Genomic DNA, 14,914 nt, shown 5'->3' with positions numbered 1-14,914 from the left:
GCGTACGTATACGAAGGTGGCCCCGGGGTTTCCGACCTCGGGGCCACCTTCCGTATACGTACGCTCACTTCACGAACCACACCTCCGGCCACCGCCGCGACGGGCCGTCGAAGAGACTCCCGTCCCCGCCCCGCAGCCAGCGGTCGAAGAACGCCGACACATACGCCCGCTGGGCCGCGACCGAGCGGGCCGGGTCGACGGTGCCGACGTTCTTGACGACGGTCTCCCGCGTGAGCCCCAACTCCCGGCCGATCTGCGGCACTTGGGACTGGAGGTCGGTGAAGCTCGCGTGTTCCGCGCCGCGCAGCATGAGGTCGCGGTGCCAGCCGCTGCTGTGGTCCCAGGTGGCGCCCCAGGACGGGACCGTGTGGTGGTCGTTGCCGTCCTTGCCCATCAGCAGCAGCGGCCGGTCCAGGCCGTCCGTGCCGACCGGGGAGGGGCTCGCCGGGTCGTCGTCGTTCTGGACGTTGCCCAGGACGCCGTCCATGTCGAGCGCGGCCCTGAGCCGCCGGTCGTCGTGCATGGTCAGCGCGGCGGTGAAGCCGCCCGCGGACTGGCCGAACATCCCGACGGAGGACAGGTCCAGGGTGCCGCGCGAGCCACCGGGCAGGGCGGCGGACAGATCGCCGAGCCGGTCCAGTACGTGACAGGTGTCCGCGACCCGTTCCTCCACGGCCTTCTTCAGCAGCGCCGTGACCGCCGCCGGTCCCGCCTTGTCCGCCTCCGTGTACTCCTGCGGCAACACCGTGCGCTCCACCCGGCCGCCCGGGAACTCGACCGCCCCGGCGTCATACGTGTGGTCGATCATGACCACCGCGAAGCCGTGCGAGGCGAGCTCGTCGGAGAGCGTGGTGCCGAGGGTGCGGGGGTCGCCCGCGCCGGGCGAGTAGAGGACCACGGGGAGGCCGTGGCGTCCGACGGGCGCTCCGGTGTACGCGTGGCTGCGCGTCGCCGCCCAGTCGACCTTGCCGCTCGGCACCCCGTCCAGCGAGTTGAGCCGGTCGAAGTCGGCGGCCGCGCCCGGGAGCATCTGCGGGGCGGGCCGGTGGCCGCGTACGTCCCGGGCCGGGTAGCGCACGCTCACCATCAGTTCCCGGTACGGGCGGGTGCTCACCCAGGGGTCGCGGCGGCTCCGGTCGACGAGCCGGAGGGAGACGGTGCCGACGGGGTGCGGGCCGGTGGGCGCGGGCAGGGAGAGCCGCACGCCCCCGGAAGACGGGGTCGGCGCGGGTCCGGCGGCCGCGACCGCCGGGACACCGGTCGCGGCCACGAGTACGGCACCGGCACCGGCGCCCAGCAGGCTCCTGCGGGAAACGTGAGCAACCATGCGACCACCTTCCCGGACCGGGCCCCCGGCCCCCATCCGGCAGTCCCCCGACCGGGTGCGGGGGATACCCCGAGGGAGGAATGACTACGCTCCCCCTCATGGCCGACCTCGACGACCCCACCGATCGCGACGCCCTCGACGACCTCCGTGCCCGCTGGGCCCGTACCCTCGACGCCGCCCGCCAGGGCGAGGCCCCGGACCCGGCCCCGTACGCCGACCGCCTGCTCGCCGCCTGGGCCGAGCCGCACCGCAGGTACCACACCACCGCCCACCTCACCGCGGTCCTCGCCCACGTCGACACGCTCGCGGAGTACGCCGAGGACGCCGAGCTCGTACGGCTCGCGGCCTGGTTCCACGACGCGGTGTACCGGCCGGACCGCTCGGAGAACGAGGAGCGCAGCGCGGGCCTGGCCGAACGCGCCCTGCCCGAGGCCGGGTTGGACCCCGAGGCCACCGCCGAGGTCGCCCGGCTCGTCCGCCTGACCGTCACACACGACCCGCACGAGGGCGACACCAACGGCGAGGTCCTGTGCGACGCGGACCTGGCGGTGCTGGCCGGGGACCCGGAGGAGTACGCGGCGTACGCGGCGGCGGTGCGGGCCGAGTACGCCTTCGTCCCGGACGACGCGTTCCGGGCGGGCCGCGCGGCGGTCCTGCGCCAGCTGCTCGATCTGCCGAGGCTGTTCCGTACGCCGTACGGCATGCGGGAGTGGGAGGCGCGGGCGCGCGAGAACCTGACGTCGGAGCTGGAGCTCTTGACGTAGGCGATACGCATGAGGCTCGCGGGGCAGGAATGTAATGGGCATCAGCCCTGTTGACACCTGATATGCCCTCCTCCGCCGATCACGCCGCCGCGCCCGAAACCGCCCCCACGGACGCCACAGCCCGTCCCCGTATGCCGCTGGCCGTCTACATCCTCGGCCTCTCCGTCTTCGCGCTCGGCACCAGTGAGTTCATGCTCACCGGGCTGCTGCCCGCCATCGCGGACGACATGGACGTGTCGATCCCGCAGGCCGGGCTGCTGATCTCGGCGTTCGCGATCGGCATGGTGGTGGGCGCGCCGCTGCTGGCGGTGGCGACGCTGCGGCTGCCGCGCCGCACCACGCTCATCGCGCTGATCACGGCGTTCGGGCTCGGCCAGGTCGGCGGCGCGCTCGCCCCGAACTACGCGCTGCTCTTCGTCTCCCGGGTGCTGAGCGCGCTGGCCTGCGCGGGGTTCTGGGCGGTCGGCGCGGCCGTGGCCATCGCGATGGTGCCGGTGAACGCGCGGGCCCGGGCCATGGCCGTCATGATCGGCGGACTCTCGATCGCCAACGTCCTCGGTGTCCCGCTCGGCGCGGTGCTCGGCGACAACCTGGGCTGGCGGGCCGCGTTCTGGGCCGTCGGCGCGGCCTCCGCGATCGCCCTCGTAGGTATCGTGACGCTCATCCCCCGTATCCCGCTCCCGGCCGAGAAGCCGCAGCTCACCACGGAACTGCGGATCTACCGCGACCCGCAGGTCCTGCTCTCGATCGCGATCACGGCGCTGGCGGCGGGCGGCGTGTTCTGCGCGTTCAGCTACCTCAAGCCGCTGCTCACCGACGTCGCCCATGTCGACTCCGGCTGGGTCCCGGCGATCCTCGGTCTCTTCGGCGCGGGCGCGCTCATCGGTACGACCATCGGCGGCCGGGTCGCGGACGCGCACCTCTTCGGGGTGCTGCTCAGCGGCATCACGGCCTCGACGGCGTTCCTGGTGGCCCTGGCCCTGTTCGGCGCGCACCCGGTGGCCACGACAGTCCTGTCGTTCCTGCTCGGCGTCTCGGCGTTCTACACGGCCCCGGCGCTCAACGCCCGCATGTTCAACGTCGGCGGCGCCGCCCCCACCCTGGCCGGCGCCACCACCACGTCGTCCTTCAACCTGGGCAACACGGGCGGCCCCTGGCTCGGCGGCGCGGTCATCAGCGCGGGCCTCGGCTACCGGGCGACGGCGTGGTCGGGCGCGGCCATGACGCTCGCGGCCCTGGCCCTGGTCACGGTGTCCCTGCGCCTGCACAACTCCCGCTCCCGGGTGGTGGCCCGGTCCGTACCGGCGAAGGCCGAGTCCGTGGCGGAACACGTCTGACGCGTTACGCGCTGGCCCGCCCCTTGGGCCGCCGCAACCCCGCCGCCGTGAGCCTGCGCACCAGTTCCTTCGAGCCGATCTCCACCGCCCCCGCCCGCACCGCGTCCTCGTAGCGCTCCGACGGGATGTCGTAGTGGTCGCGCTCGAACGCGCGCGGCGGGCAGCCGATGGACTCCGCGAACGCGTGCAGTTCCTCGTACGACACGTCGCTGACCAGGTGCGACCACAGGCGGCCGTGGCCCGGCCAGGTCGGCGGGTCGATGTAGACCGTCACGCGACCGGGCCCGTGCCGAGGCCGCCGACCGGGGCCACCGTGACCCCGGCCTTGCCGCAGACCCAGTGCGGGTCGGGGCCGAGCTCCGGCTCCACGTCGAGCGCGTGCGGGTCCCCGGCGTCGCAGACCGGGCAGATGGGCCAGCGTCCGTACTTCTCCAGGAGCGCGTCCTGGACGTCCTGGGCGACCAGACCGGCCACGAACTCCGCGCCGTCCGGCCACTGCTCCACCCACCAGCGGCGGTGCGTCACCGCGTCCTCGACCAGCGAGACCACATCGGCCTGGGCCACGTCGCGCGCGGCCAGATCCGCCAGCACGAGGGCGCGTGCGGCGTGCAGGGACTGCTCCAGGGGGTCGACGTCGTCCATGCCCTCATTGTCACCCCGATGGCCCCGGTGAGAACCCCCGCCCCCTGCGGCCCGCTGCCCGCGCTCTTGACCCGCCCCCGCCGCGAAAATACCTTCCAGGGGTGACCGATGACGTGAAGGAAATTTTCACCGGCGGCACCGCACCCCCCGCGCCCGCCGCCCTCGCGGCCAAGGTGCGCACCCTCGCGCCCTCCATGACCCGCTCGATGCAGCGCGTCGCCGAGGCCGTCGCGCAGGATCCGGCCGGGTGCGCCGCGCTCACGGTCACCGGGCTCGCCGAGCTCACCGGGACCAGCGAGGCCACCGTCGTGCGCACCGCCCGCCTGCTCGGCTACCCCGGCTACCGCGATCTGCGCCTCGCGCTCGCCGGGCTCGCGGCCCAGCAGCAGTCGGGGCGCGCCCCGGCCGTCACCGCCGACATCGCGGTCGACGACCCCATCGCGGACGTCGTCGCCAAGCTCGCCCACGACGAGCAGCAGACCCTCGCCGACACCGCCGCCGCCTTGGACACCGTTCAGCTCGGCGCGGCCGTCGCCGCCCTCGCGCAGGCCCGCCGCGTCGACATCTACGGCGTTGGCGCCTCCTCGCTCGTCGGCCAGGACCTCGCCCAGAAGCTGCTCAGGATCGGGCTCATCGCGCACGCCCACACCGACCCGCACCTCGCGGTCACCAACGCCGTGCAGCTCAGATCCGGCGACGCCGCCGTCGCCATCACCCACTCCGGCTCCACCGGCGACGTCATCGAGCCGCTACGCGTCGCCTTCGACCGGGGCGCCACCACCGTCGCGATCACCGGCCGCCCCGACGGCCCGGTCTCCCAGTACGCCGACCACATACTGACCACCTCGACCGCCCGCGAGAGCGAGCTGCGTCCGGCCGCGATGTCGTCCCGGACGAGTCAACTCCTCGTCGTGGACTGCCTGTTCATCGGCGTCGCCCAGCGTACGTACGAGACGGCGGCCCCGGCCCTCGCCGCGTCGTACGAAGCACTCGCCCACCGCCACGGCCCGCGCACCCGCTGACCACGGGTGCCCTCGCACACGTACGGAAAGAGCGCACTTCCATGACTTCCGCCTACGGGGAACTCCGCGCCCAGCTCGCCCATCTGACCACCGAGGCGTTCCGGCCCGAGCTCGCCGACATCGACCGGCTGCCGACCGCCGAGATCGCCCGCATCATGAACGGCGAGGACGCGAGCGTCCCGGCCGCCGTCGCAGCCCAGCTCCCGCGCATCGCCGCCGCGATCGACGCCACCGCCGAGCGGATGGCGCGCGGCGGGCGCCTCGTCTACGCGGGCGCGGGCACCGCCGGACGGCTTGGCGTGCTGGACGCCAGCGAGTGCCCGCCGACGTTCGCCACCGACCCCTCGCGGGTCGTCGGGCTGATCGCGGGCGGCCCGTCCGCGATGGTCGAGGCGGTCGAAGGAGCCGAGGACTCAAGGGAGTTGGCGGCGGCCGACCTGGACGGACTCGGGCTGGACGCCGACGACACCGTGGTCGGGATCTCCGCCTCGGGCCGCACCCCGTACGCCGTCGGCGCGGTCGAGCACGCGCGTGCCCTGGGCGCGCTGACCATCGGGCTCTCCTGCAACGCGGACAGCGCGCTCGCGGCCGCCGCCGAGCACGGCATCGAGGTCGTGGTCGGCCCGGAGCTGCTCACCGGCTCCACCCGCCTCAAAGCCGGCACCGCCCAGAAGCTCGTCCTCAACATGATCTCGACGATCACGATGATCCGCCTCGGCAAGACGTACGGGAACCTCATGGTCGACGTACGCGCCTCCAACGAGAAGCTGCGGGCCCGCTCCCGCCGGATCGTCGCGCTGGCCACGGACGCGAGCGACGACGCCATCGAGTCGGCCCTGGTGGCCGCCGACGGCGAGGTGAAGACGGCGATCCTGATGCTGCTCGCGGACGTCGACGCGGCGACGGCGACGCGGCGCCTGGAGCGGGCGGATGGCCATCTGCGGGCCGCGCTCACGTAGCCGGGGCACCAAATCCCGCGCCCCGCCCGCGCCTTACGATCGCGTCATGACCACGTCCGACCGCGAACCCGAACCCGTCTTCAGAGTCGGCTATGGACGACGGGTGGGCTACAGCCCCAAGAGTCCCCTCGGCATCGGCCTCACCCTCCTCGGTCTGGCCGCCATCGGCGTCGGCATGTACGTCGTGAACGACCAGTCGAACTGGAGCAGCGGCGAACTGCGCGACGCCACTCACCAGGCGGCGCACGACCTGGACGGGTCGACCCAGCCCAACTTCGATCCGTCCGACAGGTACTCCGGCCTCGACTACCGGCAGACGATCGTGGACGCCATGAAGAACACGGGCGCGGCCCAGTGGTTCGCCGACCCGCTCGTGCGACGCGGCGAGGGCAAGGACCCGTCGGCGTACGAGATCACCGGCCCCGGCACGGACGCGGCGTTCTGCATGCACCTCACCGTCACCCCGCTGGGCAACGGCCAAGCGGTGCTCAAGACGCACGTCACCGACGGAACCTGCTGACACGCCGAAGGGCGGCACCCCCGGCGTGGGGTGCCGCCCTCCGTACGTAACCGGGCCACCGATCCTTCAGGGAAGGATCAGAAGTCCATGTCACCGCCCGGCATGCCGCCCGGAGCGGCCGCGGAGGCCTTCTCCGGCTTGTCGGCGATGACGGCCTCGGTGGTCAGGAACAGCGCGGCGATCGACGCGGCGTTCTGCAGCGCGGAGCGCGTGACCTTCGCCGGGTCGATGATGCCCTCGGCGATCATGTCGACGTACTCGCCGGTCGCGGCGTTCAGACCGTGGCCGACGGCCAGGTTGCGCACCTTCTCGACGACGACGCCGCCCTCAAGGCCACCGTTGACGGCGATCTGCTTCAGCGGGGCCTCCAGGGCGAGCTTCACGGCGTTGGCGCCGGTCGCCTCGTCACCCGACAGGTCCAGCTTCTCGAAGACCGAGGAGGCCTGGAGCAGGGCCACGCCACCGCCGGCGACGATGCCCTCCTCGACGGCCGCCTTCGCGTTGCGAACGGCGTCCTCGATGCGGTGCTTGCGCTCCTTGAGCTCGACCTCGGTGGCGGCACCGGCCTTGATGACCGCGACACCGCCGGCGAGCTTCGCCAGGCGCTCCTGCAGCTTCTCGCGGTCGTAGTCCGAGTCCGAGTTCTCGATCTCGGCGCGGATCTGGTTCACGCGACCGGCGACCTGCTCGCTGTCACCGGCACCGTCGACGATGGTGGTCTCGTCCTTGGTGATGACGACCTTGCGGGCGTGGCCCAGCAGGTCGAGGCCCGCGTTCTCCAGCTTGAGGCCGACCTCCTCGGAGATGACCGTGCCGCCGGTGAGGATGGCGATGTCGTTCAGCATCGCCTTGCGGCGGTCGCCGAAGCCCGGGGCCTTGACGGCGACGGACTTGAAGGTGCCGCGGATCTTGTTCACGACCAGGGTCGACAGGGCCTCGCCCTCGACGTCCTCGGCGATGATCAGGAGCGGCTTGCCCGACTGCATGACCTTCTCGAGGAGCGGCAGCAGGTCCTTGACCGAGCCGATCTTCGAGTTGACGATCAGGATGTACGGGTCGTCGAGCGCGGCTTCCATGCGCTCCATGTCGGTCGCGAAGTACGCCGAGATGTAGCCCTTGTCGAAGCGCATGCCCTCGGTGAGCTCAAGCTCCAGACCGAAGGTCTGGGACTCCTCGACGGTGATGACGCCTTCCTTGCCGACCTTGTCCATGGCCTCGGCGATGAGCTCGCCGATCTGGGTGTCGGCGGCGGAGATGGAGGCCGTCGAAGCGATCTGCTCCTTGGTCTCGACATCCTTCGCCTGCTCCAGCAGGGCGCCCGAGACGGCCTCGACGGCCTTCTCGATGCCGCGCTTCAGCGCCATCGGGTTGGCACCGGCGGCGACGTTGCGCAGACCCTCGCGGACCAGCGCCTGGGCCAGGACGGTCGCGGTCGTCGTGCCGTCACCGGCGACGTCGTCGGTCTTCTTCGCGACTTCCTTGACCAGCTCGGCGCCGATCTTCTCGTACGGGTCCTCCAGCTCGATCTCCTTGGCGATGGACACACCATCGTTGGTGATCGTGGGGGCGCCCCACTTCTTCTCAAGGACGACGTTGCGACCCTTGGGGCCAAGGGTGACCTTGACGGCGTCGGCGAGCTGGTTCATGCCGCGCTCCAGGCCGCGCCGGGCCTCCTCGTCGAACGCGATGATCTTGGCCATGTGAAGTGGTCCTCCCGGACTGGGGTGGATGGCAAGGGACTGTGTGGGCGCCCGCGACGGACGGCCTGCCTGCCCGTGTGGTTCCTTGCCCCACCCGGCCTGCGGGCCTCGCCGACCCAGTCCTTCTGTCACTCTCACTGGGAGAGTGCTAACGCCAATGATTAGCACTCGACCCAGGAGAGTGCAAGGCCGTCCCAGCACAGTCCCCCGGTCGGGGACGGGCTCCGGCGCGCGCTCCGGCGCGTGGAGACGCACGTGGGGCCCGCATCCCTTTACAGGGGATGCGGGCCCCACGGCGTGAGTGCGTCGGTGGCCGATCGCGCCGAGATCAGACGGCGAGCTTGACCATGTCCGCCTGCGGACCCTTCTGGCCCTGCGAGATCTCGAACTCGACTCGCTGACCTTCTTCAAGGGTGCGGTAGCCGTCCATCTGGATCGCGCTGTAGTGGACGAAAACATCCGCACCACCGTCGACCGCGATGAAGCCGTACCCCTTCTCCGCGTTGAACCACTTGACGGTGCCCTGAGCCATGCCTAACTCCCCTATTACTGGCCCTTGCACGGGACCACACTTCGCGGACCCGGGTCAGACCTGCACCCTCCGACAGGAGAGGGTGTGCGCCGGAACGCGTCGACCGCGGCTGAATGTATCTGCCCAACTGCCCTCTGCAACAGGTCAATCGGACGAGAATTCCGGGCAGGGGTGAGGAGCGGAATGCCGTGTATTCCAGCATTCCGGGGCAAGTCGGGCCGGGCAAAGCGCACTTAAGGAGCAATATGCTCGAACACTTTGACTGCTTCTCGACGCCGGTTCGTCGCGTTCTCATATGCACGTGGCACGCACAACGAAGGGGACTTCCCCACTGTACCGCGCTCAACCACACTGAATTGCCCCCTCCGCTTAGCTTGCGGAGGGGGCAATTCAGGTAACTCTCAGTGGTGCGAAGGCGAGTGATCCGCCCTCGATTCTGCTGGCTCAGCAGCCTCCGGCGACGGCCGGAATGATCGAGACGCCCGCGCCGTCCGGCGTGGCCGTCTCCAGGCCCTGCTCGAACCGGACGTCGTCGTCGTTCACGTACACGTTGACGAAGCGGCGCAGCTTGCCCTGGTCGTCCAGGACGCGCGCGGCGATCCCGGTGTGGTTCTTCTCCAGGTCCGCGATGACCTCGGCGAGGGTCGTGCCCTCGGCGGCGACCTCGGCCTTGCCGTCGGTGTACGTACGGAGAATGGTGGGGATGCGGACGTTGACGCTCATGGTGTGCTGCCTTTCCGTGGCCGGTGGGTCAGTGCGCGAGGCCCGCGTCGCGGAACGCGTCCAGGCTCGGGCGGATCGTCGCGGTCGGGCCGGTCGTCGGGGCCACGGCGTCCAGGGTCTTGAGGCCGTCCCCCGTGTTGAGGACGACAGTAGTGAGCGCCGGGTCGAGCAGCCCGTTCTCGATGAGCTTGCGGGTGACACCGACCGTCACACCGCCCGCCGTCTCGGCGAAGATGCCCTCGGTCCGGGCGAGCAGCTTGATCGCGTCGACGACCTGCTCGTCGTTCACGTCCTCCACCGCGCCGCCGGTGCGCCGGGCGATGTCCAGGACGTACGGGCCGTCCGCCGGGTTGCCGATGGCCAGGGACTTGGCGATGGTGTTCGGCTTCTGCGGCCGTACGACGTCGTGGCCCGCCTTGAAGGCGGTGGAGACCGGCGAGCAGCCCTCGGCCTGGGCGCCGAAGATCTTGTACGGCCTGTCCTCGACGAGCCCCAGCTTGATCAGCTCCTGGAGCCCCTTGTCGATCTTCGTCAGCTGCGAGCCGGAGGCGATCGGGATGACGATCTGGTCGGGCAGCTTCCAGCCCAGCTGCTCGCAGATCTCGTACGCGAGGGTCTTGGAGCCCTCGCCGTAGTACGGCCGCAGGTTGACGTTGACGAAGCCCCAGCCCTCGCCCAGCGGGTCGCCGATGAGCTCGGAGCAGAAGCGGTTGACGTCGTCGTAGTTGCCCTCGATGCCGACCAGCTCGCCGCCGTACACCGCGGCCATGACGACCTTGCCCTGCTCCAGGTCGTGCGGGATGAAGACGCACGAGCGGAAGCCCGCCCGGGCGGCGGCCGCGCCGACCGCGCCCGCGAGGTTGCCGGTGGAGGAGCAGGAGAGCGTGGTGAAGCCGAACGCGCGGGCGGCCTCGACGGCGATGGCGACGACACGGTCCTTGAAGGAGTGCGTCGGGTTGCCGGAGTCGTCCTTCACGTAAAGGCCACCGGTGACGCCGAGCTCGCGGGCGAGATTGTCGGCCTTGACGAGCTTGGTGAAGCCGGGATTCAGGTTGGGCTTTTCAGCCACATTGGCCGGAACAGGCAGCAGGGGCGCATAGCGCCAGATGTTGTCCGGGCCCGCTTCGATCTGCGCGCGCAGCGCCTCGGGGTCACCCGTCGGAAGGTCGTACGCGACTTCGAGCGGCCCGAAACACAGGGCGCAGGCGAAGATGGGGCCGAGGTCGAACCGCTCTCCGCATTCCCGGCAGGAAAGCGCGACGGCGGGTCCGAGGTTCACGGTGCTGGAGGCGTTTGCGACGGTGTCGACAGTGTGCACAGCCATGATGGCGAGGCCCTTTCTCCTCATCTTCCCCATGGCGCATTTCGCCATGAGACGGAATTGGCACCTTCCCCACCGTGACCTCGCGGTCGGCAGGAGGGTTGCCGGGACTTCAACGGGCCGTTCCCTCAGTCCCTCTGGATGAGCGCTGTGGCACCGGGTCCAGGACCCGGGCATTTGTTCGCGCGACGACCCCGACATGCGACGGTCATCCGCGTTGTTCAAGACTGTAACCGAAGGCATGGACGGTTGAGACAGTCGTCCGAACCGCGAGATGGATCACAGAACACCGCACAAGGAGGCCCCGGCTCGTGTTGGAAGAGGTGGAGCGCTGGCTGAGCAGGCGTTCCTGGTCCGCGGCCGACCGGCCGCTGGACCGGATCACGGCCGCCAAGCGCCGCAGCGGCACCACGGTCAGCGTGGTGCTGCCCGCGCTCGACGAGGAGGCCACGGTCGGCGAGATCGTCGCCGCGATCCGGCGCGAGCTGATGACCGAGGACGTGCCGCTGGTCGACGAGCTGGTGGTGATCGACTCCGGCTCCACCGACCGTACGGCCGAGGTCGCCGCGGCCGCCGGCGCCCGGGTGGTGCACCGGGACGCGATCCTGCCCCGCATCCCGGCCCTGCCCGGCAAGGGCGAGGTGCTGTGGCGCTCGCTCCTGGTCACCACCGGTGACATCGTCTGCTTCGTCGACGCGGACCTGAAGGAGTTCGACGCGGGCTTCGTGTCCGGCATCGTCGGCCCGCTCCTGACCGACCCGGACGTGGACTTCGTGAAGGCGATGTACGACCGTCCCCTGGGCTCCGCCGCAGGTCAGGGCGGTCGCGTCACGGAGCTGGTGGCCCGCCCGCTGCTCAACCTGCACTGGCCGCAGCTCGCCGGTTTCGTCCAGCCGCTCGGCGGCGAGTACGCGGCCCGGCGCTCGCTGCTTGAGCGACTGCCGTTCCCGGTCGGTTACGGAGTGGAGCTGGGGCTGCTCGTCGACGCGCTGCACACGGTGGGCCTGGACGCGCTCGCCCAGGTCGACGTCGGCGTACGAAAGCACCGCCATCAGGACGGCCAGGCGCTCGGCCGGATGGCGGCCGCGATCTACCGCACAGCCCAACTCCGGCTCTCCCGGGCCCACTTGGTGCGCCCGTCACTGACCCAGTTCGAGCGCGGCGAGGACGGGTTCGTGCCGCGCACGTACCCGGTGGACACCGAGGAGCGGCCGCCGATGCGGGAAATCTCGGAGTACGCGGTGCATCGGGCGGCGTAAGCCGGCGTGTCCATCAGGGGTCCGTGCCGCCGTTCGTACGTTTGAGGCATTCCAGTACGGGCTAGGTTCGTGTCCATGGTCTCCGCGCGCGCTGCCCAGGTCCTCGTCGCGTCCAACCGCGGCCCGGTCTCCTACGCCCTCGGCGACGACGGGACCCTCACGTCCCGGCGCGGCGGCGGCGGAATGGTCTCGGGCCTCTCCGCGATCGGCCAGGACGCGGACTCGCTGTGGGTGTGCTCGGCGCTCGGCGACGGCGACCGGGAGGCCGTGCGGCGCGGGGTCGCCGAGCCGGGTGTGCGGATGCTGGACATCGACGCCTCCGTGCACGCGGACGCGTACAACGGGATCGCGAACTCGGTGCTCTGGTTCGTCCACCACATGCTGTACCAGACGCCTCTGGAGCCGGTCTTCGACGCGGAGTTCCGACGGCAGTGGGGGGCGTACGAGACGTACAACCGGGCGTTCGCCCAGGCGCTGGCGGAGGCGGCGGCGGACGGGGCGACGGTCCTCGTCCAGGACTACCACCTGGCCCTGGTCCCGGGGATGCTCCGCGAACTCCGCCCCGACCTGCGGATCGGGCACTTCTCGCACACGCCGTGGGCGCCGGTGGAGTACTTCCGGATGCTGCCGGACGACGTGGCCGAGCAGCTGCTGCGGGGGATGCTCGGCGCGGACCGGTTGGGCTTCCTGACCCACCGGTGGGCGGACGCGTTCACGCGCTGCTGTTCCGTGGTCCTTGGCGGAACCGGCTCCACCCGGATCGGGGTGCACGCGCTGGGCGCGGACGCGGAGTTCCTGCGGCAGCGCGCCCATGAGCCGGACGTGGAGTCGCGGATGGCGGCGCTGCGGGCGGAAATCGGCGCGGGCCGGCAGGCGATCGTACGGGTCGACCGCACGGAGCTGTCGAAGAACATCGTGCGGGGGCTGCTGGCGTATCGGCAGCTGCTTGAGGAGCGGGCGGAGTGGCGGGAGCGGGTGGTGCATGTCGCTTTCGCGTATCCGTCGCGGCAGGATCTGGCGGTGTACCGGGAGTACACGGCGGAGGTGGCACGGGTGGCTTCGTCCATCAACTCCGCGTACGGGAGGCCTGGTTGGACCCCGGTCGTGCTGCACGTCAAGGACGACTTCGCGCGGTCGCTGGCGGCGTACCGGCTGGCGGACGTGGCGTTGGTGAATCCCATCCGGGACGGGATGAACCTGGTCGCCAAGGAGGTGCCGGTGGTGTCCGACGAGGGCTGCGCGCTGGTGCTGTCGCGGGAGGCGGGGGCGTGGGAGGAGCTTGGTTCTGACGCGCTGGTGGTGAACCCGTACGACGTGTCCGGGACGGCGTCCGCGCTGCATGAGGCGTTGTCCATGGGCCGGGAGGAGCGTGCCGCCCGCACGAAGCGGCTGGCTGCCGCGGCGACTGCGTTGCCGCCGCAGCGGTGGTTCCTGGACCAGGTGGAAGCGCTGCGGTCCGCCGACGGGCGCTGAGTTTCCCCCACCCCGCCCCTTCCCGAAAGCCTCCGGCGGGTGTCGTTCGTCTGCGGACCGGTGGGGGCTGATCGCGCAGTTCCCCGCGCCCCTTGATGGGCCCTTCGGGCCCTCCTTTGACGTTGGCTGAGATCCCTCGGAGAGTTTCGGGAAGGGGTGGGGTGGGGTGCTCTACAAGCGGGATGCCAGCGTCGACAGGAACGCGACCACCGCCGACGGACCCGGCACCAACACGTCCGCCCGTTCCGCCAGTTCAGGGACCTCCGCAGACCCGCTGCACACCAGCAGCCCCGGCACCCCGTCCGAGCGCAACTTCTCCACCGCCGCGAACGCGGGCAGGTCACCCAAGTCGTCCCCCGCGTACAAAACGGCCGACGCCCCAACCTCCCGCAGGTACTCCGCCAACGCCATCCCCTTGTCCATCCCCGGCGGACGCAGCTCCAGGACCAGCCGCCCGGGCTCCAGGATCAGCCCGTGCCGGGCGGCGAGCGAGGCCAGCGGGGAATGGAGCGCGGCGAACGCGGCTTCGGGGTCGCTGGCCCGCCGCGTATGGACCGCGACAGCCTGCCCCTTCTCCTCGATCCACGTGCCCCGCCACGCCCCGTGCGTGTCGAGTACGCCCGGGAGTTCGGCCCGCGCGGCCGCGACACCGGGGTGCGGCGCCGGGGCGTGCACGGTCCCGCTGACCGCGTCCCAGCGCTCGGCCCCGTAATGGCCGAGCACGACGAGGTGTTCGAGACCGGGGACGCCCGCGAAGCCCCCGTACCGTACGGCCACACCCGCCGGACGCCCGGTGATCACCGCGACCGAGGCGACCTTGGGCGCGAGCGCGGCGAGCGCGGGGACGGCGCCGGGGTGGGCGCGGGCCTGCTCCGGGTCGGGGACGATCTCGGCGAGCGTGCCGTCGAAGTCGAGCGCGACCACGGCCCGCTCGGGCGTCGCCAGGATCGCGGCGAGAGCGTCGCGTCCGGCGGAGGTGGCAGGGGTCGGCAGGGGGTGCGGTTGGCTGCCCATGGCACGACCCTAGCGGCGAGGTCGGGCCACAGCCATGGCGCTGCGTTACGAACGTCGTTCGCGCTGCGCCTCGCGCACCCGGCGCAGGCGGTTGACCGTGACCGGGTCGTGGGCGAGGGCGTGCTCGTCGTCGAGGAGGGCGTTGAGGAGCTGGTAGTAGTGGGTCGGCGAGATCCCCAGCCGCTCCCGTACGGCCCGCTCCTTGGCGCCGGGGCCGGCCCAGGAACGGGCTTCCATGGCGAGCACGGCCTTCTCGCGCTCGCCGAGGGGGTTGTCGGTCATACGATCCAACGTATCGGGTCGCGGTGACGAACCCACCCC

General features: G+C 71.3%; 16 protein-coding genes and 1 riboswitch. Of the genes, 7 read left to right on the top strand and 9 right to left on the bottom strand.

Annotated features, from left to right (window positions below; translation table 11 throughout):
- Positions 1–64: 64 nt before the first annotated feature.
- Entirely contained in the window at positions 65–1,327 is a 1,263-nt protein-coding gene (locus BG418_RS29590) for a hydrolase (protein ID WP_188277045.1), read from the bottom strand.
- Positions 1,328–1,425: 98 nt separating this feature from the next.
- Here BG418_RS29590 and BG418_RS29585 point away from each other — a divergent pair, with 98 nt between their 5' ends.
- Together BG418_RS29585 and BG418_RS29580 are read left to right on the top strand one after the other, a co-directional pair.
- Positions 1,426–2,091 carry a hypothetical protein gene (locus tag BG418_RS29585; protein ID WP_188277044.1) on the top strand — a complete coding sequence of 222 codons (666 nt, stop codon included), beginning with the start codon at positions 1,426–1,428 and terminating at the stop codon, positions 2,089–2,091.
- A 131-nt stretch (positions 2,092–2,222) separates the two neighbouring features.
- Positions 2,223–3,428: a Cmx/CmrA family chloramphenicol efflux MFS transporter gene (locus BG418_RS29580; protein WP_188277282.1), complete on the top strand. Its 1,206-nt coding sequence runs from the start codon at positions 2,223–2,225 to the stop codon at positions 3,426–3,428.
- Between the two features lie 4 nt (positions 3,429–3,432).
- Here BG418_RS29580 and BG418_RS29575 read toward each other — a convergent pair whose 3' ends face one another.
- On the bottom strand, positions 3,433–3,702 hold the full coding sequence (locus BG418_RS29575) for a DUF4031 domain-containing protein (RefSeq protein ID WP_188277043.1): 270 nt from the start codon (positions 3,700–3,702) through the stop codon (positions 3,433–3,435).
- Positions 3,699–4,070: a hypothetical protein gene (locus tag BG418_RS29570; RefSeq protein ID WP_188277042.1), complete on the bottom strand. Its 372-nt coding sequence runs from the start codon at positions 4,068–4,070 to the stop codon at positions 3,699–3,701. The genes BG418_RS29575 and BG418_RS29570 overlap by 4 nt, the downstream gene beginning before the upstream one ends.
- Before the next feature lie 101 nt (positions 4,071–4,171).
- On the opposite strand from BG418_RS29570, the gene BG418_RS29565 reads away from it, so the two are divergent.
- Genes BG418_RS29565 through BG418_RS29555 form a run of 3 tightly spaced genes read left to right on the top strand, consistent with a single transcriptional unit; the run spans position 4,172 to position 6,571 of the window.
- On the top strand, positions 4,172–5,092 hold the full coding sequence (locus BG418_RS29565) for a MurR/RpiR family transcriptional regulator (protein ID WP_188277041.1): 921 nt from the start codon (positions 4,172–4,174) through the stop codon (positions 5,090–5,092).
- 41 nt (positions 5,093–5,133) lie between these two features.
- On the top strand, positions 5,134–6,051 hold the full coding sequence (gene murQ, locus BG418_RS29560) for an N-acetylmuramic acid 6-phosphate etherase (protein ID WP_188277040.1): 918 nt from the start codon (positions 5,134–5,136) through the stop codon (positions 6,049–6,051).
- A gap of 46 nt (positions 6,052–6,097) precedes the next feature.
- A complete protein-coding gene (locus tag BG418_RS29555) occupies positions 6,098–6,571 on the top strand; it encodes a hypothetical protein (protein WP_188277039.1) in 474 nt (157 codons plus the stop codon).
- Between the two features lie 77 nt (positions 6,572–6,648).
- Here BG418_RS29555 and groL read toward each other — a convergent pair whose 3' ends face one another.
- From groL to thrC, 4 genes are all read right to left on the bottom strand, one after another.
- Entirely contained in the window at positions 6,649–8,271 is a 1,623-nt protein-coding gene (gene groL / locus BG418_RS29550) for a chaperonin GroEL (RefSeq protein WP_188277038.1), read from the bottom strand.
- Positions 8,272–8,599: 328 nt separating this feature from the next.
- Positions 8,600–8,803 carry a cold-shock protein gene (locus tag BG418_RS29545; RefSeq protein WP_005315736.1) on the bottom strand — a complete coding sequence of 68 codons (204 nt, stop codon included), beginning with the start codon at positions 8,801–8,803 and terminating at the stop codon, positions 8,600–8,602.
- A gap of 444 nt (positions 8,804–9,247) precedes the next feature.
- Positions 9,248–9,526: a MoaD/ThiS family protein gene (locus BG418_RS29540; RefSeq protein WP_188277037.1), complete on the bottom strand. Its 279-nt coding sequence runs from the start codon at positions 9,524–9,526 to the stop codon at positions 9,248–9,250.
- A 28-nt stretch (positions 9,527–9,554) separates the two neighbouring features.
- Positions 9,555–10,850 carry a threonine synthase gene (gene thrC, locus BG418_RS29535; RefSeq protein ID WP_188277036.1) on the bottom strand — a complete coding sequence of 432 codons (1,296 nt, stop codon included), beginning with the start codon at positions 10,848–10,850 and terminating at the stop codon, positions 9,555–9,557.
- A gap of 17 nt (positions 10,851–10,867) precedes the next feature.
- Positions 10,868–10,995, bottom strand: a riboswitch (SAM riboswitch).
- A 163-nt stretch (positions 10,996–11,158) separates the two neighbouring features.
- On the opposite strand from thrC, the gene BG418_RS29530 reads away from it, so the two are divergent.
- Positions 11,159–12,106 (top strand): glucosyl-3-phosphoglycerate synthase, encoded by a 948-nt coding sequence (locus BG418_RS29530; protein ID WP_188277035.1) that lies wholly within the window; start codon positions 11,159–11,161, stop codon positions 12,104–12,106.
- Positions 12,107–12,181: 75 nt separating this feature from the next.
- A complete protein-coding gene (locus BG418_RS29525; protein WP_188277034.1) occupies positions 12,182–13,579 on the top strand; it encodes a trehalose-6-phosphate synthase in 1,398 nt (465 codons plus the stop codon).
- 171 nt (positions 13,580–13,750) lie between these two features.
- Here the strand turns inward: BG418_RS29525 and otsB are convergent, their stop codons facing one another.
- Entirely contained in the window at positions 13,751–14,593 is an 843-nt protein-coding gene (gene otsB / locus BG418_RS29520; protein ID WP_188277033.1) for a trehalose-phosphatase, read from the bottom strand.
- A gap of 45 nt (positions 14,594–14,638) precedes the next feature.
- The gene (locus BG418_RS29515; protein WP_188277032.1) at positions 14,639–14,875 is read right to left on the bottom strand and encodes a DUF3263 domain-containing protein; all 237 of its coding nucleotides are present in this window, start codon (positions 14,873–14,875) and stop codon (positions 14,639–14,641) included.
- Between the last annotated feature and the right edge of the window lie 39 nt (positions 14,876–14,914).

Source organism: Streptomyces sp. CBMA152 (genome assembly GCF_014596475.1).
Taxonomy (GTDB): Bacteria; Actinomycetota; Actinomycetes; order Streptomycetales; family Streptomycetaceae; genus Streptomyces.
This window is presented reverse-complemented; position numbering and strand designations above follow the sequence as displayed.